Genomic DNA, 17,410 nt, shown 5'->3' with positions numbered 1-17,410 from the left:
GGGTGAGGGCGATCAGGGAGAAGAGGGCGCCGTTGGGGTCGCGGAGGGCGGCTATCCGGCCGGCGGGGATGTCGCGGGGCGGTACGAGGATGGTGCCGCCGAGTTCGGCGGCGCGGGCGGCGGTGGCGTCGGCGTCGGCGACCGAGAAGTAGACCGTCCAGTAGGCGGGTGAATCCGCCGGAAACTCGTCACCCAGCGGCGGCATCATCCCGGCCACCACCCGGTCACCCAGCCGCCACCCGGTGTAGGCGACCTGCCCCATCGGCTCTTCCTCCGGCTGCCACCCGAAGACCAGCTCGTAGAAGATCCGGGCCCCGTCGGGGTCGGGCGTGACCAGCTCGGTCCAGCTCATCGCCCCGGGCACGTCGAACACCTCGGCGCCGGCGAAGGCCATCGGCTGCCAGACGCTGAACGCGGCGCCGGCCGGGTCGCTGAAGACCGCCATCCGGCCCCGGTCGAAGACCTCGAACGGTGGCACCACCACCTGCCCGCCGGCCCGCTCCACCCGGCCGGCGACCAGGTCGGCGTCGTCGGTGGCGACGTACGTCGACCAGATCGGCACCTGATCCGGTACGGCCGGCGGGCCCACGCCGGCCACCGCCTGGCCGCCCAGCAGGAAGACCGTGTACCCGCCCGCCTCCGGCTCGGCGTCCACCCGGCCGGTCCAGCCGAACAGTTCCGGGTAGAACCGTCGAGCCGCGTCGAGCCCCGGCGTCGCCAGGTCGGCCCAGCAGGGCGTGCCCGGCGCAACGCTGGCCACGGCTACCCCTCTCGACCGGCGGCGACCGCCGCCCGGCCGCCCTCCCCGGCATCGTGGCACCGCCCGGCCGCCGCCCGGGGCGGAAACGGGTGAAACGTCAGCTGAACCGGCGACCCTCGTCCCGCCGGTAGGCCCACCCGCCGAGCGCGGCCAGCAGCACCAGCCAGACCCCGAGCATGATCAGCGACAGTCGTGCGGGCTCGTAGTGGCCGACCGCGGCCCACATCAGCTCCACCGCGCCCCGGGTGGGCAGGTAGGGCGCGATCGCCTCGACGAAGCCGGGCGCGCTGCCGGGGGCGGAGAGCAACCCGCCGCCGAAGGCGAGCGGGAAGAAGACGAGCTGGGCCACCACGATCGCCGCCTTGCTCGGCAGCGCGTACCCGATGCTCAGCCCCATCAGCGTGAACGGCACCGAGATCACCGCCACGGTGACCAGCGCCAGCAGGAAGGCCATCGGGGTGATCCGGGCCTCGGTCAGGGTCGCCGCGATCACCACCACGGGGATCAGCGACAGGTACGTGATGGTCAGCCCGGCCAGCACCCGCCCGGCGAAGCGCGGCGCCGGCCCGGCCGGCAAGGTCCGGGTGAACGGGTCCCAGGGCTGTTGGCGGTCCTCGGCGACGCCCACCCCGTACGAGAAGATGTTGGCGCTCATCACCGAGAAGGTGACCATCGAGGCGGTGGCGAAGGTGGCCGCCACCGGATCCTTCCCGGCGAACGGCACCACGAAGAAGAGCATCGCGGCGGCCGGGAAGAACGCGCTACCGAAGATCGCGATCGGGATCCGGATCGTCTCCAGCAGTTGGTAGCGCGCGTGGGTCAGGGCGAGTTGCACGGGAGGAGTCTCCTCAGGCGGCGGCGGCTGGCTGGGCGTCGGCGGTGGTGATGGCGAGGAACGCCTCCTCCAGCGAGGTCGGGCGTACCTCCAGGTCGCGGAACTCGACTCCGCTCGTGACCAGGTCCCGCACCAGCTGGTCGGCGTCGGCGGTGAGTAGGTGGGTGCGGCCGTCGACCTGTTCGGTGCGGACCACGCCGGGCAGCGACGGCAGCCCGTCGGCGGTCAGGCTCACCCGGCGTACGCCGACCACGGCGCGGACCGCGTCGACGCTGTCGTCGGCGAGCACCCGACCCTGGCCGATCACCACCACCCGCTGCGCGAGCGCCTCCACCTCCTCCAGGTAGTGGCTGCTCAGCAGCACCGTGCCGCCGTCGGCGTGGAACGCCCGGATCGCCTCCCACAGCGTGTGCCGGGCCTCGACGTCCAGGCCGGTGGTCGGCTCGTCGAGCACGACCAGGCGGGGGCGGCCGACGAAGGCCAGCGCCACCGCGAGCCGGCGCTTCTGCCCGCCGGAGAGCCCGCCGGTCTGCCGCCGGGCCAGCTCACTCAGGCCGAACTGGTCGAGCAGCTCGTTGCGCGGGATCGGGTCCGGATAGTGGGCGGAGACGAAGTCGACCACCTCGCCGACCCGCAGCGTGCCGGGCAGCCCGGTCTCCTGCGGGGTGACGCCGATCTGCCGCCGGCTCGCCGGGTCACGCGGGTCGCCGCCGAACAACTCCACCCGGCCCGAAGTGGGGCGGCGCAGCCCGACCAGCAGGTTGATCAGCGTGCTCTTTCCGGCGCCGTTCGGCCCCAGCAGGCCGACCAGTTCCCCCGCGCGCACCTCGAGGTCGACCTGGTCCAGGGCGAGGACATCGCCGTACCGGCGACTGACCCGGTCGGCACGGGCTAGGGTCATGGACTACTCCTTCACGGCGACGTGATCGGCTTCCGGTCTATCGCATCGGGGCAAGCCGGCGCCACATCACCGACCGGTCGGTTGGTCGAGCGGGGCGGGCAGCGGCGCGGAGTGCAGCACCGACAGCCGGGACACCGCCCGGGTGAGCACCACGTACAGCCGATGCAGGCCGCGCGGCTCGGCCGCCACGATGGCGGCCGGTTCGACGACGATGACATGGTCGTACTCGAGGCCCTTGACCAGCGTGGCGGGCATCACAATGACCCGCGCCGCAGTCTCCGGGTCGTCGGCGGTCGCGGTTTCCACCCCGGCCTCCGCCAGCGCCGCCCGCAGCCCGTCCACCGCGTCGTCGGCGGCGATCACACCGATCGACCCCTCGTGCGTCAGCGCCGTCCGGACCTCGACCACCGTCGCGGCGGCAAGATCGGTCACGGTACGCACACCCAGCGCGCCGTCGCGGCGCAGGGACTCGGCCGGCGGCACGTCGACGGCGAGCGCCGGAAGCAGCCGGTTGGCGAAGGCGAGCACGTCCGCGGGCACCCGGAAACCGACCGTCAGCGGCACCACCGCCGCGTCCGGCTTGCCCAGGTGACGCAGGCTCACCCGCCAGTCGGTCGCGGCCCACGGCGCGGTCGCCTGGGCCAGGTCGCCGAGGAGGGTGAGCGACCCGTGCTCGCTGCGCCGGGCGATCACCCGGCACTGCATCGGGGAGAGATCCTGAGCCTCGTCCACCACGACGTGTCCGTAGCCGGCCGGGCGCTCGATCAGCCCGGCCGCCTCGTCGAGCAGGACGGCGTCGGCGGCGGTCCACCGGGTCGCCTTCGGCGTCCGCCCCAACCTCGTACCACCGCTGACCGCACCGGCGCCCGGCGTGCCGGTGGGCCGACCGTCGGTGCCCGCTGCGACTGGCGGTTGGCCGGCGAGCAGGGCCTGTTCGTCGGGGGTGAGCAGGCCGTCGGCCGCGGCGGCGAGCCGGGCGGGGTCGGCGAGCAAAGCGTGCAGCAGCCCGTCCGGGGTGAGCGCCGGCCAGACCGCGTCCAGGAAGGCGGTGACCGGCTTCGACCGGCCCATCCGGCGCAGCCACGCGTCACTCGGCGACTCCGCCCGCCGGGCCTCGGCCTGCCGTTGCAGCAGCCCGACCACCCGGGCCCGGATCCGTTCCCGGCCGACGGCGTACGGCAGCGCCTCCTCGCGGGTCTCCCGTACCAGCCGGTGCAGCGGTTCCAGCCCGATCCGCCAGCGGAACGACCCGTCGGAGACGACGGTCGGCTCGGTCGGCTCGCCGACGTACGCGTCGACCGCCCGGCGCAGCACCTCAGCCATCCGCGCGTCGTGCTTGAGGGTGGCCACCGCCGGCGGGTCCACTGCCCGCACCGCCACCCGGTCGACCAGGTCCTCCACGGTGGCCTGCTCGACCTCCACCTCACCGAGGGCGGGCAGCACCGCCGCGATGTACCCCAGGAACGCCCGGTTCGGGCCCACGACCAGCACCTTCGACCGCCGCAGCCGCTCCCGGTGCAGGTAGAGCAGGTACGCGGCGCGGTGCAGCCCGACCGCCGTCTTCCCGGTGCCCGGCGCGCCCTGTACGCAGATCGAGGCGGCCAGGTCGGCGCGGACCAGCTCGTCCTGCTCCGGCTGGATGGTGGCGACGATGTCGCGCATCGGCCCGACCCGGGGACGCTCGATCTCGGCGGTGAGGATCCGGCTGGCCGTGCCGAGTTCCTCGCCCCGGTCCAGGTGCTCGTCCTCGAAGCTGGTTAGCACCCCGTTGCCGAAGCCGAACCGGCGCCGTACGGCAAGGCCCTGCGGATCGCGGGCGCTGGCCCGGTAGAACGACCGGGACACCGGCGCCCGCCAGTCCAGCACCAGCGGTTCGCCCTGCTCGTCGGTGACGTGCCGGCGGCCGACGTGGTAGCGGTGCCCGGAGTGCTCGGCGTCCGCGTCGCCGAAGTCGAGCCGGCCGAAGAACAGCGGGGTACGCGGGTCGTCGGCCAGCTCGGCCACCCGCCGGGCGAGGTGCCGGCCCAGCTGCTCGGCGGTGTACGCGTCGCCGGCGACCTTGTCACCGGTGGCGAACAGCGCCTCGGCGCGTTCACGCATCCGGTGCAGTGCCGCCCGGGAGTTGGACAGGTGCGCCCGCTCGGCGGCAAGTTCGTCGTCCAGGTCCGGCCCGGACTGCTGGCGCTGCGGGGGCTGCGGGACCGGTCGGGCGTGCAGGCTCATCCACGTACTCCTTGACACGGGGAGAAAGGCTGCCGCTCGCGTTTCCGACCTGACGGGTCGGCGCGGGACGTCCGCTGCGGTGCTACTCACCGCGGCCGTCGGGCGGAACGGAAAGCCTACTCCCCGCCGTGCCCGCAGCAACCGGATTTCCCCGCGACCGGGGATCATGGAGGCATGACGGAGGCGCACCATTCCGAGCCGCCCCGGGTGACGATCAGCGACCCGCAGTTGTTGCGAGCGCTCGCCCACCCGGCCCGGCTCGCGATCATGGAACATCTCGGGTCGACCGAGGGAGGGGCGACCGCCACCGAGTGCGCCGAGGTGGTGGGCCTGTCCCCGAGTGCGACCAGCTACCACCTGCGGGCGCTGGCCCGGTACGGGCTGGTGGAGGAGGCGCCGAGCCGGGGGGACGCCCGCGAGCGGCTGTGGCGCAGCACGATGCAGTCCTGGTCGATCGACGCGGGCCGCGGTGCCGACCCGTCGGTACGCGACGCCGAGCGGACCCTGGTGGAGGTGTTCCTCGCCCGGGAGCTGGAGCGAAGCCGCGACTGGCTGCGCCGGGCGCCGGACGAGCCGGAGGAGTGGTATCAGAACGCCCTGCTCACCGACTCGATGCTGCTGCTGACGGCGGAGGAACTGGCGGAGCTCAACCGGGCGGTGCTGGACCTGCTGCGGCCGTACCGCAAGCGCAGCCGGCCCGATCCGCCGCCGGGCGCCCGCCGGGTCGCCGTCCAGTACAAGGCGTTGCCGTTGGACTGAGGGCTTGTGTCGATCAGATGTGAAGGATTATTTTCGAAGCATGTCCTTCGCATCTGGGTCGTCGCGTTGGTCGGATGTCGGCCTCGCCACCGCCGCCCGAGGCATCGCCACCTGCGGCGATCTGCTCGCCGCCACCACGCTGACGCTGGCGCTCCAGTCGTCCGGGGCCGGTGGCAGCGCCGTCGCCCTGGTGCTGCTCGCGGCGACCCTTCCGCTGGTGGTGCTCGCCCCGCTGACCGGGCGGCTGGCCGACCGGATGGACAGCCGGAAGCTGCTGATCGGTGCCGGCCTGGCCCAGTCGGCGATCTGCCTCGGGCTGGCGTACGCCGGCCACCCGCTACTGGTCATCTGCCTGGTGGCGCTGCTCGCCTCCGGTCTGGCGGTCACCCAGCCGGTGCTGTCCGCCCTGGTGCCTGCCATGGTGCGCCCCGCCGACCTGCCCCGAGCCACCGCGCTCAACCAGACCGCCGGCATGATCGGCGTGCTCACCGGCCCGGCCCTGGCCGGGTTCCTGGTCGGCGGCTTCGGCACCCGAACGCCGCTGCAGATCGGCGCGGTCAGCTACCTCGCGCTCGTCCTCGCCGGGCTGCTGATCCGGACCCGCCGGGGTGGTGGGTGGCGCACGGTGTCGGCGGAGACCGGGGCCGCCGCCACGGTGGCGAACTGGCGACTGCGCCGGGACCCACTCCTGCTCGCGATGGTGGCCACCCTGGCCGGCGTGGTCGGCACGATCGGCGCGATCAACGTCATCGAGGTCTTCTACGTACGCGAGACGCTCGGTGCCTCCGCCGCCGTCTACGGCATGGTGACCGGGGCGTGGACGCTCGGCGTCCTCTGCGGCGCCTGGATCTTCGCCCGGCTGGCCCGACGGTTCGCCGACGACGCCGGCCTGGTCCAGTGCGGCCTGCTGCTGCTCGGCGGCTGCTGCCTGATGGTGCTGGTCTCGGTGACGGTGCCGGCGGCGCTGCTGCTGGTGCCGATCTGGCTCGTCGGCGGCATGTGCAACGGGGGCGACAACGTCTTCAACAACGTGGTGCTGGCCCGGCGGGTACCGGAGGCCGCCCGCGGGCGGGCCTTCGCCGCCATGGGTGCCGCAGTGCAGGGCGCCGCGATGGTCGGCTACCTGATCGGTGGCCTGCTACTGGAGGTGACCGAGCCGCGTCCGCTGATCGTCGGCTGCGGGGTGGCCGGGTTGCTGGTGCTGCTCGGATTCGTCCGGCCGGTCCGGCGGGCCGTCCGGGCCGAGCGGGCCCGCGTCACGGCGGATGCGGAGTTGGCCACTCCGGTGCCGGCCCGCTGAGCAGGCCGGGGGCGGCGAGGATACGGTCAGGGCATGGTCGACCGCGTCGCCCGCCCCCGGGTCGGGCACATCCAGTTCCTCAACTGCCTGCCGATCTACTGGGGGCTGATGCGCTCCGGCGCGCTGCTCGACGTCGACCTGCACAAGGACTCGCCGGACCGGCTCAGTGCCGCGCTGGTCGCCGGTGACCTGGACATCGGGCCGATCTCCCACGTCGAGTACCTGCGGCACGCCGACGAGCTGCTGCTCCTGCCCGACCTGGCCGTCGGCAGCGATGGACCGGTGCTCTCGGTCAACCTGGTGAGCACCCGCCCGCCGGCCGAACTGGACGGCGCCCGGGTCGCGCTCGGCTCCACCTCGCGGACCGGGGTGCTGCTCGCCCAACTGCTGCTGCGGGAGCGGTACGGAGTCCAGCCCGAGTACTTCCGCTGTCCGCCGGATCTGACCCAGATGCTGCTGGAGGCGGACGCCGCGGTGCTCATCGGCGACGTGGCCCTGCGCGCCCTCTACGAGGCGCCGCGCCGTGGGCTGGAGGTGACCGACCTGGGGCAGGCCTGGCGGGAGTGGACCGGACTGCCGATGGTCTTCGCCGTCTGGGCGGTCCGCCGGGACTTCGCCGCCGCCCACCCCGGCCTGGTCAAGGAGGTGCACGAGGCGTTCCTGCGCTCGCGTGACCTGTGCCTGGCCGAGCTGGACCAGGTCGCCGAGTCGGCGGCCCGCTGGGAGCCGTTCGACGCGGCCACCCTGGCCTCGTACTTCCGGGTGCTGGACTTCTCCCTCGGCGACCGTCAGGTCGCCGGTCTGCGCGAGTTCGCCCGCCGCGCCGCGGCCCTCGGCGAGGCCCCCGCCCTGCCCGCCGACGGTCCTGCCTTCTTCACCCGCTGATCAGGGGGTGGGGGTCAAAAGGGCTTCGGTGATCTTCTGGCAGTTGTCCATGCCGTACTCGTAGCCCTTGTTGATGGGGTAGCGGAGCATCACGCCCATCGTCCAGGTGTTGCCGATCGCCAGGCAGTTGACGTGGATCTCCTGCTCCCGGGTGCGGTCGACCCAGCCGTTCTTGATGGCGATCTTCTTGGCCTCGGCGTCCGGGAACGCCTTGCGGATGCCGAAGTCGCCGGCTCCGCGTACCAGGCGCATCTCGTTGAGCAGCCACTTGGTCCACTCGGGTCCGGCGGCCCGGCCGTCGGCGATGCAGTTGCCCAGTCGGGCGGTGTCCCGAGGGGACAGTTCGGTACGGCTCCATCCGAGATCGCTGGAGACCTTGCTGTCGGTCAGGTCGCAGGTCGACAGCAGCCGCTTGATCGAGGCGGACCGGCCGATCTGGGTGTAGAGCTGCTCGGTCCGTTCGTTGTCGCTGTCCCGAATGATCTTCGTGAGGTCGTCCAGCTTCGCGTTGCTCGGGGTCTGCCCGGCGTCCGCGGTACGACGCAGGTAGTCGGCGACGATCCAGGACTTGATCAGGGACGCGGTGGTGTTGGTCTCGGCCATGTTGTCCGAGCCGATGATCTCGCCCGAGCGTCGGTCCAGCACGCTCCACGCGTACCAGCCGTCGATGTCCAGGTCGAGGTTCTTCGCCTCGAACGGCAGCGGCTCGGGCTCCGGCGACGGACTGGGCGAGGGGGACGGCGACGGCCGCGAGTTGCGGTCGGTGGCGGAACCCGTGCGGGTCACCGGGGCATCTGCCCGGCCCCACTCGGCCGCTGCGGTGGACTCGAAGGGCGAACCGGGCAGCAGGCGCAGGGAGACCAGGACCAGTCCGATCAGGACGGCAGCGATGGCGACGAACCGTAGCGGCGATGTCCCGTCCTTCGGGTCGCGGCGGTTGCGGGCCATCAGAGCTTCTTCACAGTCGGCTGCTGCGGCACCTTGAGTGCGCCGCCGGGCTGCGGGGTCACCAGCTGGGAGGCGACGCTGGCGCAGACGTCGGCGCCGTAGTCGAGGCCGCTGCTCTGCGGGTAACGCAACATCACTGCCAGACTCCACTTCTCGGTCACGGCAAGGCAGTTGACGTGCCAGTTGCCGTCGTAGTTGAGCGGGGTCCAGCCGTTCTTGATGCTGACCGGGCCCTGGCTGATGATCGATTTGGGCAGTCCGTCGACGATGCCCCACTTGCCGCCGCCCGAGCGGGCCTTCTGGTCCTTCGCGGCGGTGGTGCCGCGGACCTTGCTCATCTCGGCGAGCACCCACTTGGTCCACTTCGGGCCGGCGGCCTTGCCGTCGGCGATGCAGTCACCGACCCGTACCGCGTCCCGGGGGGACATCCGGGTGAAGCTCCAGTAGCCCTCGTAGCCGGCGACGTCGCCCCGCTTGGTGTCGGTGAGGCCGCAGATGCTGATCGCCCGCTTGATCACCGGTCCGGGCTGTCCGCCGGCCGGCACCACATACGAGCCGCCGGCGGCCCGGTAGACGACGTTGGTCGCGTCGTCGTCGCTGTCCCGGATGGCCAGGCTGGCGGCCTTCTTCAGCGCTGCGGTCGGCTCCTTGTCGCCGAGTTGGCGCAGGTAGTCGGAGACGATCCAGGCCTTGATCATCGACTCGGTCGAGCTGGTGGCGGTCATGTTCTTCGAGCCGGAGATCTTGCCCGACTCGCGGTCCATCAGCGCCCAGGAGAAAAAGTCGCCCTTGAAGCTCACCGAGACCGGGCCGGGGGCCAGGGTCGGTAGCGGCGGCGGTACGGGCGTGGGCGCGGCGACGCTTTCCGGGGCGCCGCCGGCCTGGCCGGCGGAGAGCCGGGCGTACGCGGCCGGCACCAGCATGACGCCGCCGAGCAGCACCGCCATGACGGCGAGCACCATGATCACGCGAGATCGCATGAGCGGGTGAGCTCCAGATATCAGGGCCGGGGGGACCGGCTGGTTGCCAGGACTGATCGGTGTGGATCGCCGGGGGTCGGGGGAAAACGGCCCCTGTCAGACGGCGATCGTCTCCAGCCGAGCGGTGTGACGGGGGAAGTCTACGTGCGGATCGGCGCCATGCCACGACGCGGCGCTGGGCAACTCGCCGTGAAGGCGGGATAACAACCCGCTATGCGGCGGTTGCGAGGATTTGTCGCTACGTCGTGACCCAACTCACAGTGTCGAACGTTTACGAGCGGCGCTCGGCCGATGACGCTCGGACATCTCGCATTTCTGTGACACCCCTCTGGTGTCATGGATTGCCAGCTGTAACACTTAGTGCATGTATGGCAATGACTTCCCGGGCGAGGATGCGCCCGGCGGCTTGCTCGGCGAGGTCGAGGCGGCGGAGGCGGCGCTACGTGCGGCCGCGGAGCGGGACCGCAGCGCGGCCGGCCCGGGTGAGGACCTGGCCGCGTACTTCGCGGAGGTCGTTGACGCGGACCAGAAGATCGAGCCACGTGACTGGATGCCCGAGGCGTACCGGCGCACGTTGATCCGGCAGATCGCCCAGCACGCCCACTCCGAGATCATCGGCATGCAGCCGGAGGGGAACTGGATCAGCCGCGCCCCGTCGCTCAAGCGCAAGGCGATTCTGCTGGCCAAGGTGCAGGACGAGGCCGGCCACGGCCTCTACCTCTACGCCGCCGCCGAGACCCTCGGCATCAGCCGGGACGAGCTGGTCGAGCTGCTGCTGGAGGGGCGGCAGAAGTACAGCTCGATCTTCAACTACCCCACCCTCACCTGGGCCGACGTCGGCGCCATCGGTTGGCTGGTGGACGGCGCGGCGATCGTCAACCAGGTCCCGCTCTGCCGGTGCTCCTACGGCCCGTACGCCCGCGCGATGATCCGGGTCTGCAAGGAGGAGTCGTTCCACCAGCGCCAGGGCTTCGAGATCCTGCACACCCTGGCGCACGGCACCCCGGCGCAGAAGGCGATGGCCCAGGACTCGGTGGACCGTTGGTGGTACCCGTCGCTGGCCATGTTCGGCCCGCCGGACGGCGACTCCACCCACTCGGCCCAGTCGATGGCCTGGAAGATCAAGCGCTTCTCCAACGACGAGCTGCGCCAGCGTTTCGTGGACATGTGTGTCGGCCAGGCGGAGGTGCTCGGGCTGACCATCCCCGACCCCGACCTGCGCTGGAACGACGAGCGCCAGTCGTACGACTACACCCAGCCCGACTATGACGAGCTGATGCGGGTGATCAAGGGCAACGGGCCGTGCAACCGGCAGCGGATGGCGCACCGGCGCCGCGCACACACCGAGGGCGCCTGGGTACGCGAGGCCGCCGCGGCGTACGCGGCGAAGCAGAGGAACAAGGAGAAGGTGGCGGCGTGAGCGAGCGTAGCGAGCGAACCGATCAGCTCGGCGCGGGAAATCCTTCTCCGCTCTGGGAGGTCTTCGTCCGGGCCCGGCGCGGGTTGGCGCACACCCACGTCGGCAGCCTGCACGCGCCCGACGCTGAGCTGGCCCTGCGCAACGCCCGGGATCTCTACACCCGCCGCCAGGAGGGGGTGTCGATCTGGGTGGTGCCGGCGAGCGGGATCACCGCGTCCAGCCCGGACGAGAAGGACGCCTTCTTCGACCCGGCAGCCGACAAGGTCTACCGCCACCCCACCTTCTACGACGTACCAGAAGGGGTGGCCCACCTGTGAACGGTCCCTTCGCCTTCACCCTCGGCCTCGGCGACGACGCGCTGATCGCGGCGCAGCGGCTGGCCGAGTGGACCACCCACGCGCCGGAGATGGAGGAGGACATCGCGCTGGCCAACATCGCCCTCGACCAGCTCGGCGCGGCCCGGCTGCTGCTGTCGTACGCGGCGGAGTTGGAAGGCGCCGGCCGGGACGAGGACGCGCTGGCGTACCTGCGTGACGATCGGGAGTTCCGCAACTGCCTGCTGGTCGAGCAGCCGAACGGCGACTTCGCGGTGACCATGGCGAAGCTGCTGGTGCTCTCGGCCTACCAGCTGCCGCTCTACACCGCGCTGGCCGGCTGCGCCGACGAACGGCTGGCCGCGATCGGCGCGAAGACGCGCAAGGAGTCCGCGTACCACCTGGACCACGCCGCGCTCTGGGTACGGCGGCTGGGTGACGGGACCGACGAGGCGCACCGGCGGATGCAGGCCGGCATCGACCAGGTCTGGCCGTACGCCCACGAGCTGTTCGCCGCCCAGCCGGGAGCCCCGGTCGACCCGGCCACCCTGCGGGGCGACTTCGACAGCACCGTGGCCGCCGTACTCGCCGAGGCGACGCTGACCCTGCCGGAGTCCGGCTGGGTGCCGGCCGGCGGGCGGGACGGGGTGCACACCGAACACCTGTCGTTCCTGCTCGCGGAGATGCAGGTGCTGCACCGCGCCCACCCCGGAGCGCGCTGGTGACGACCGCTCGGGATGCGGCGGCGACGGTGGTGGACCCGGAGATCCGGGTGGTCACCATCGACGATCTCGGCATCCTGCGTTCGGTCGAGGAGGATCCGGGCACCGGGCGGGTCGTGGTGACCATCACCCCCACCTACACCGGCTGCCCGGCGATGGACGTCATCCGCGCCGACATCCGTCGGGCGGTGGTGGCGGCCGGCCATCCGGACGTCGAGGTGCGCACGGTGCACAGCCCGGCCTGGAGCACCGACTGGATCACCGACGCCGGGCGGGCCAAGCTGGCCGCCGCCGGCATCGCCCCGCCGGCCCCGGTCCGGCGCGACGGCGTCGTACCGCTCACCCTGGCCGTCCGCTGCCCGCGCTGCGGATCGCCGGAGACCGAGCAGCTGAGCCGCTTCGGTTCCACCGCGTGCAAGGCACTGTGGCGCTGCCGCGCCTGCTGCGAACCCTTCGACCATGTGAAGGCATTGTGACTGTCACCATCACCCGCCCGGTCCGCCGCCGGCCGGGGTTCCACCCGCTGCCCGTCACCGCCGTGGACCGGCTCACCGCGGATGCCGTCGCGATCACCTTCGCGGTGCCCGAGGAACTGCGCGAGACCTTCGCGTTCCGCGCCGGCCAGCACCTCACGGTGCGCCTGCCCGCCGCCACCGACGTCGTGGTCGACCTCGCGGGAGGCAACGGCGGCTCGGGTGCCGGCGGCGGTGTGCCGGCCGGCGAGGACGTGCGCCGCTCGTACTCCATCTGCTCCACCCCCGACGAACTGGCCCGGCACGGCCGGCTGCGGATCGGCGTGCGGGAGATTCCCGGCGGTTCGTTCTCCGGCTATGCCTGTGGGGCGTTGCGGCACGGGGACGTCGTCGAGGTGCTGCCTCCGCTGGGGCACTTCACCACGGCGTTCGCGCCGGACCGGGCCCGCCGCTACGGCGCGGTGGTCGCCGGTTCCGGCATCACCCCGGTGCTGTCGCTGGTCGCCACCGCCCTGGCCGTCGAGCCGGCCAGCACCTTCACCCTGGCGTACGGCAACCGCACGGCCAACACGGTGATGTTCGCCGAGGAACTGGCCGACCTGAAGGACCGCTATCCGACCCGGCTGCATCTGGTGCACGTGCTTTCCCGGGAGCAGGGCGAGTCGCCGCTGCTCTCCGGGCGGATCGACGCCGAACGGCTGGGCCGGCTGCTGGACACCATCGTGCCCGGCGACGCGATCGAGGAGTGGTTCCTCTGCGGCCCGTACGGCCTGGTCGTGGATGCCAAGGCGATGCTCACCGCGCGAGGTCTGGCGGAGTCGGCGGTGCACACCGAGCTGTTCCACGTCGACGCGCCGCCGGAGCCGGTCCGCCGCCCCGACGAGTCCTCCGGCGGCACGGACGTGACGATCATGCTCGACGGCCGCTCGTCGAGCTTCACCATGCGCCGCGACGAGCGGGTGCTGGACGCGGCGCTGAAAATCCGGGGAGAGCTGCCGTACGCCTGCAAGGGCGGGGTCTGCTCGACCTGCAAGGCGAAGGTGGTCTCCGGCGAGGTCGAGATGGCCCGCAACTACGCGCTGGAGCCCGACGAGGTGGCCGCCGGCTACGTCCTCACCTGCCAGTCCAGCCCGCTCACCGACACCCTCGCCGTCGACTACGACGCGTGACGCGTAGAACATTTCGTTCTACACTCGTTGTCGTGGAGCAGATCGCGGTGCGGGAGTTGAACCAGCACACCAGCAAGGTGCTGGCGCGGGTCCGCGCCGGCGAGACGGTCGAGGTGACCGACCGGGGTGAGCCCATCGCCCGGCTCGTGCCGGTCGTCGCTGGTGACGCCCTGCTTGGGCGTCTGGTGGCAGAAGGGCGCGCTACCGCCCCGGCCTCCTCCGGGCCGCTGCCGCTGCCCCCGCTCCTCGGTGATCCAACGGTTGACGTGGCGGCAGTGCTGGCCGCGTCGCGGGACGAGGAGCGCTGGTGATCTACCTCGACTCGGCGGCGGTCATCAAGCTGCTCCGCCGAGAGCAGGAGACCGAGGAACTCGTCGGGTGGCTCAACGACCGCGGCACGGCGTCTCTGGTCTCGTCCGCGCTGGTGGAGGTCGAGGTGCCGCGGGCGCTACGCCGCGCCGCTCCGCAGGCACTCGTGGGTGTGCCCACCGTCCTGTCGCGGCTGTACCGGATCGAGATCGACGCAACCGTCCGGGCCGCCGCGGGTGCGTATCCCGAACCTATGCTGCGCAGCCTTGACGCCATCCACCTCGCGACGGCGGAGATCCTGGCCAGGCAGGCGGATGCCGATTTCATCGCGTTCGTGACGTACGACCGGCGGCTGCTGGAGGCGGCCAAGGGCGTCGGGCTGCCGGTCGCCAGCCCCGGGGTCGACTAACCGCAGTCTCTGCCGTGCTCTTACCGCGATCGTGGACGACGTGCCGCTGGGGCGGAGACGTCAGGGGATGGATCACAGGTCGGGAGCGCCCGGAGGAGGTGCTGCGGGAGTCGGCGTAGGCTCGGGAGCGTGACGGTGAGCCGGGAGATCGACGACATCCTGCAGCGTGGCGCGGACGGCGGGCGGATCACGCCCGAGGAGGCCCTGCTGCTCTACACCGAGGCACCCTTCCACGCGTTGGGCGAGGCTGCCGACGCGGTACGCCGCCGGCGGTACCCGGACAACGTCGTCACGTACCTGATCGACCGCAACATCAACTACACCAACGTCTGCGTGACGGCGTGCAAGTTCTGCGCGTTCTACCGGGCGCCGAAGCACAAGGAGGGGTGGACCCACCCCACCGAGGAGATCCTGCGCCGCTGCGGCGAGGCGGTGGAGCTGGGCGCCACCCAGGTCATGCTCCAGGGTGGCCATCACCCGGACTACGGCGTGGAGTACTACGAGGAGCTGTTCTCCTCGGTCAAGAAGGCCTACCCGCAGCTCGCCATCCACTCGATCGGGCCGAGCGAGATCCTGCACATGGCCAAGGTCTCCGGGGTGAGCCTGGACGAGGCGATCGCCCGGATCAAGACCGCCGGGCTGGACTCGATCGCCGGCGCCGGTGCCGAGATGCTGCCGGAGCGGCCCCGCAAGGCGATCGCGCCGCTGAAGGAGTCGGGCGAGCGCTGGCTGGAGGTCATGGAGCTGGCGCACCGGCAGGGCGTCGAGTCGACCGCGACGATGATGATGGGCACTGGCGAGACCGCCGCCGAGCGGATCGAGCACCTGCGGATGATCCGCGACGTGCAGGACCGCACCCGGGGCTTCCGGGCGTTCATCCCGTGGACGTACCAGCCGGAGAACAACCACCTCAAGGGCCGGACCCAGGCCACCACCCTGGAGTATCTGCGTCTGGTGGCGGTGGCCCGGCTGTTCTTCGAGACCGTGCCGCACCTCCAGGCGTCCTGGCTGACCACCGGCAAGGATGTCGGCCAGCTCGCGCTGCACCTGGGCGTGGACGACCTCGGCTCGATCATGCTGGAGGAGAACGTCATCTCCTCGGCCGGTGCCCGGCACCGGTCGAACCTGCACGAGCTGATCGGGATGATCCGCTCCGCCGACCGGATCCCCGCCCAGCGGGACACCCTCTACCACCGGTTGGCCGTGCACCACACGCCTGCGGACGACCCGACCGACGACCGGGTGGTCTCGCACTTCTCCTCGATCGCGCTGCCCGGCGGTGGGGCCGGGCGGTCGCTGCCGCTGGTCGAGGCGAGCTGACCAACGCGCGGGCCGCAGGGCCGTAGCGCTACGCCCCGCGATGCCGGCGGTCCGCCGTGCTGGGGTCACGGTCGGTCTTCGGTGGCGGGACACTGTGTTTACGGGATGGACCGCTCCGTCGTCACCCGAACGGCCTGCCGGAGTCATCCATATGGCTCGAAGGGTGGGTTGCCGCGTACCGGTTACGGGCGCGGTCGGGCAGCAAGACCTATCAATCCGGACAATCCTTAAGTGGCCATTAGCCGAGCAGCTGATGACGGGTGTGTTCCGGGGTGGCGCCGGTGATCGGCGACCGATAACGTCCCCGCCCGTACCTTTCCTTCACCCCACGGGGGGAAACCACTTCATGATCTTCCGTACCCGTCGTGCCGCGAGCCTCGCTACGGCCGCGCTGCTCGCCTCGGGCGTGTTCACCGCCCTGGGTGCGCCGGCCTACGCCGCCGGCACCGAGACCGACCTGGCGATCACCGCCGCCGGCACCCGCCTCACCAGCGGCGTTGAGGGCAAGCTCGCCTGGGCCAAGATCACCAACCTGGGCGAGGGTACCCCGAGCAAGGTGATCCTCAAGGTCGACGCTTCCAAGGTGGACGCCAGTAAGCTCGTGCTGGAGCCGTACCAGGAAGGTGGCTGCCCCGCCACCGACGATGCCAAGCCCGAGCAGCACGCCTGCGAGCTGAACGCGGACGAGATCCCGGGGCCGGGCGAGACGGTCGAGGTGCCGGTCGTACTGCTGAACAAGGCCAAGGGCCTCACCGAGCCGTACAGCGCCCCGGTGACCATCAGCATCGAGTCGCCGGACGACACCGACGACAGCAACAACAGCGTCGACGTCAACGTCGAGCTGACCCCGGAGAGCGGCGTCGACCTGGGCGTGTTCGTGCCGGACGTGAAGGACAACCTCGGGGTCGGGTTCACCGAGGCCACCCGCGCCGACTTCGAGGAGGACGGCGAGGGTCCGCTGCGGCCGGGCGACATCGGCATCGTCTTCGGGTTCATCCTCAGCCAGGGCGACCTGTCCGCCAAGGGCGTCAAGTGGACCTACCAGTTGCCTGAGGGCGCGACCTTCCCGTTCGAGGACGAGGTGTGCACCTACAGCGCCGACCGGCGCACCGCCGTCTGCGAGGACAAGGCGCTCGTGCTCGAGACGGGCAACGCGCTCATCCACCTGTTGCCGGTGGCGGTGGACGAGGACGTCGAGGCTCCGGTGACCCTGAAGGACGGCTGGATGGAGGCCGAGGCACTCGGCTCGCTGCCGGCCGATGCCCGGGTGAGCCAGCAGGCCACCAAGCCGGCCTCCAAGCGCGCCGAGGTGCGGAACGTTGCGGACACGGAGTACGCCGAGCTCGACCCGACCGACAACAAGGACGACTTCGCCGTGATCGTCGCCGCTGCCGACAGCGGCAACGGCGGTGGCGGTGGCGGCCTTCCGGTCACCGGTGTGCAGGCCGGTCTGATCGGCGGCATCGGCGCGGGCGTGGTGCTCGCCGGTGTGGTGATGTTCCTGGTCGCCCGCCGTCGTCGGGTGGTCCTGGTGGCCCCGGGCGACGAGAAGACGAACGACTGAGGCTCGTCCTCTATCGGCCCGCGAGGGTCGTTCACATAACGCACGGCAGTGGGGGCGGGATGGGTGACCATCCCGCCCCCACTGTGTCGTCGACGCGCACCGGCGACCCTGGCCGTGGG

At 71.7% G+C, this 17,410-nt stretch carries 18 protein-coding genes; 12 read left to right on the top strand and 6 right to left on the bottom strand.

The genetic code is table 11. From position 1 onward, the window contains the following. The 4 genes from C1I95_RS21990 to C1I95_RS21975 all read right to left on the bottom strand — a co-directional run. The coding region (locus C1I95_RS21990; RefSeq protein ID WP_111216169.1) for a VOC family protein at positions 1-760 on the bottom strand (760 nt) is incomplete at its 3' end. Positions 761-857: 97 nt separating this feature from the next. Next, positions 858-1,595, bottom strand: coding sequence for an ABC transporter permease (locus C1I95_RS21985; protein ID WP_111216166.1), 738 nt, complete (start codon positions 1,593-1,595; stop codon positions 858-860). Between the two features lie 13 nt (positions 1,596-1,608). Beyond that, positions 1,609-2,496, bottom strand: a complete 888-nt coding sequence (locus C1I95_RS21980; RefSeq protein WP_111216164.1) for an ABC transporter ATP-binding protein — start codon at positions 2,494-2,496, stop codon at positions 1,609-1,611. A gap of 66 nt (positions 2,497-2,562) precedes the next feature. Continuing rightward, entirely contained in the window at positions 2,563-4,719 is a 2,157-nt protein-coding gene (locus C1I95_RS21975; RefSeq protein ID WP_111216162.1) for a HelD family protein, read from the bottom strand. A 174-nt stretch (positions 4,720-4,893) separates the two neighbouring features. Here C1I95_RS21975 and C1I95_RS21970 point away from each other — a divergent pair, with 174 nt between their 5' ends. From C1I95_RS21970 to C1I95_RS21960, 3 genes are read left to right on the top strand one after another with little or no spacing between them, the layout of a single operon-like run. Continuing rightward, positions 4,894-5,478: an ArsR/SmtB family transcription factor gene (locus C1I95_RS21970; protein WP_111216159.1), complete on the top strand. Its 585-nt coding sequence runs from the start codon at positions 4,894-4,896 to the stop codon at positions 5,476-5,478. Between the two features lie 40 nt (positions 5,479-5,518). Next, a complete protein-coding gene (locus tag C1I95_RS21965) occupies positions 5,519-6,778 on the top strand; it encodes an MFS transporter (RefSeq protein WP_111216157.1) in 1,260 nt (419 codons plus the stop codon). Between the two features lie 33 nt (positions 6,779-6,811). After that, positions 6,812-7,663: a menaquinone biosynthetic enzyme MqnA/MqnD family protein gene (locus C1I95_RS21960; protein WP_111216154.1), complete on the top strand. Its 852-nt coding sequence runs from the start codon at positions 6,812-6,814 to the stop codon at positions 7,661-7,663. Here C1I95_RS21960 and C1I95_RS21955 read toward each other — a convergent pair whose 3' ends face one another. Both C1I95_RS21955 and C1I95_RS21950 read right to left on the bottom strand, forming a co-directional pair. Beyond that, positions 7,664-8,611, bottom strand: a complete 948-nt coding sequence (locus C1I95_RS21955) for a serine hydrolase (RefSeq protein ID WP_111216152.1) — start codon at positions 8,609-8,611, stop codon at positions 7,664-7,666. It abuts the gene before it with no gap. Next, positions 8,611-9,591, bottom strand: a complete 981-nt coding sequence (locus C1I95_RS21950; protein WP_111216150.1) for a hypothetical protein — start codon at positions 9,589-9,591, stop codon at positions 8,611-8,613. Before C1I95_RS21950 ends, C1I95_RS21955 begins: the two co-directional genes overlap by 1 nt. A 364-nt stretch (positions 9,592-9,955) precedes the next feature. Between C1I95_RS21950 and paaA the strand changes: the two genes are divergently transcribed. The 9 genes from paaA to C1I95_RS21905 all read left to right on the top strand — a co-directional run bounded on the left by paaA (position 9,956) and on the right by C1I95_RS21905 (position 17,291). Continuing rightward, positions 9,956-11,011, top strand: a complete 1,056-nt coding sequence (paaA, locus tag C1I95_RS21945; protein WP_111216147.1) for a 1,2-phenylacetyl-CoA epoxidase subunit PaaA — start codon at positions 9,956-9,958, stop codon at positions 11,009-11,011. Further along, positions 11,008-11,328 (top strand): 1,2-phenylacetyl-CoA epoxidase subunit PaaB, encoded by a 321-nt coding sequence (paaB, locus tag C1I95_RS21940; RefSeq protein ID WP_111216144.1) that lies wholly within the window; start codon positions 11,008-11,010, stop codon positions 11,326-11,328. Before paaA ends, paaB begins: the two co-directional genes overlap by 4 nt. Next, on the top strand, positions 11,325-12,050 hold the full coding sequence (gene paaC, locus C1I95_RS21935; RefSeq protein ID WP_111216142.1) for a 1,2-phenylacetyl-CoA epoxidase subunit PaaC: 726 nt from the start codon (positions 11,325-11,327) through the stop codon (positions 12,048-12,050). Before paaB ends, paaC begins: the two co-directional genes overlap by 4 nt. Then, entirely contained in the window at positions 12,047-12,523 is a 477-nt protein-coding gene (paaD, locus tag C1I95_RS21930) for a 1,2-phenylacetyl-CoA epoxidase subunit PaaD (RefSeq protein WP_111216140.1), read from the top strand. Before paaC ends, paaD begins: the two co-directional genes overlap by 4 nt. Further along, positions 12,520-13,689: a 2Fe-2S iron-sulfur cluster-binding protein gene (locus C1I95_RS21925; RefSeq protein WP_111216138.1), complete on the top strand. Its 1,170-nt coding sequence runs from the start codon at positions 12,520-12,522 to the stop codon at positions 13,687-13,689. Before paaD ends, C1I95_RS21925 begins: the two co-directional genes overlap by 4 nt. Before the next feature lie 32 nt (positions 13,690-13,721). Continuing rightward, a complete protein-coding gene (locus C1I95_RS21920; protein ID WP_111216135.1) occupies positions 13,722-14,000 on the top strand; it encodes a type II toxin-antitoxin system Phd/YefM family antitoxin in 279 nt (92 codons plus the stop codon). Beyond that, a complete protein-coding gene (locus C1I95_RS21915; protein ID WP_111216133.1) occupies positions 13,997-14,407 on the top strand; it encodes a type II toxin-antitoxin system VapC family toxin in 411 nt (136 codons plus the stop codon). The genes C1I95_RS21920 and C1I95_RS21915 overlap by 4 nt, the downstream gene beginning before the upstream one ends. 129 nt (positions 14,408-14,536) lie before the next feature. Further along, positions 14,537-15,727, top strand: coding sequence for a cyclic dehypoxanthinyl futalosine synthase (gene mqnC / locus C1I95_RS21910; protein WP_111216130.1), 1,191 nt, complete (start codon positions 14,537-14,539; stop codon positions 15,725-15,727). Positions 15,728-16,073: 346 nt separating this feature from the next. Beyond that, positions 16,074-17,291, top strand: a complete 1,218-nt coding sequence (locus C1I95_RS21905; protein ID WP_111216128.1) for a hypothetical protein — start codon at positions 16,074-16,076, stop codon at positions 17,289-17,291. Positions 17,292-17,410 lie beyond the last annotated feature (119 nt).

This window comes from Micromonospora craterilacus (assembly GCF_003236315.1).
GTDB classification, from domain to species: domain Bacteria; phylum Actinomycetota; class Actinomycetes; order Mycobacteriales; family Micromonosporaceae; genus Micromonospora; species Micromonospora craterilacus.
Note: the sequence above shows the minus strand (reverse complement) of the source record. Positions and strands in the feature narration are given on the sequence as shown.

Bases quoted from the DNA above. Each gene is read 5' to 3' on its own strand.
- C1I95_RS21980 (WP_111216164.1), bottom strand. From the start codon at position 2,496: ATGACCCTAGCCCGTGCCGACCGGGTCAGTCGCCGGTACGGCGATGTC.
- C1I95_RS21975 (WP_111216162.1), bottom strand. From the start codon at position 4,719: ATGAGCCTGCACGCCCGACCGGTCCCGCAGCCCCCGCAGCGCCAGCAG.
- C1I95_RS21970 (WP_111216159.1), top strand. From the start codon at position 4,894: ATGACGGAGGCGCACCATTCCGAGCCGCCCCGGGTGACGATCAGCGAC.
- C1I95_RS21965 (WP_111216157.1), top strand. From the start codon at position 5,519: ATGTCCTTCGCATCTGGGTCGTCGCGTTGGTCGGATGTCGGCCTCGCC.
- C1I95_RS21960 (WP_111216154.1), top strand. From the start codon at position 6,812: ATGGTCGACCGCGTCGCCCGCCCCCGGGTCGGGCACATCCAGTTCCTC.
- C1I95_RS21955 (WP_111216152.1), bottom strand. From the start codon at position 8,611: ATGGCCCGCAACCGCCGCGACCCGAAGGACGGGACATCGCCGCTACGG.
- C1I95_RS21950 (WP_111216150.1), bottom strand. From the start codon at position 9,591: ATGCGATCTCGCGTGATCATGGTGCTCGCCGTCATGGCGGTGCTGCTC.
- paaA (WP_111216147.1), top strand. From the start codon at position 9,956: ATGTATGGCAATGACTTCCCGGGCGAGGATGCGCCCGGCGGCTTGCTC.
- C1I95_RS21905 (WP_111216128.1), top strand. From the start codon at position 16,074: ATGATCTTCCGTACCCGTCGTGCCGCGAGCCTCGCTACGGCCGCGCTG.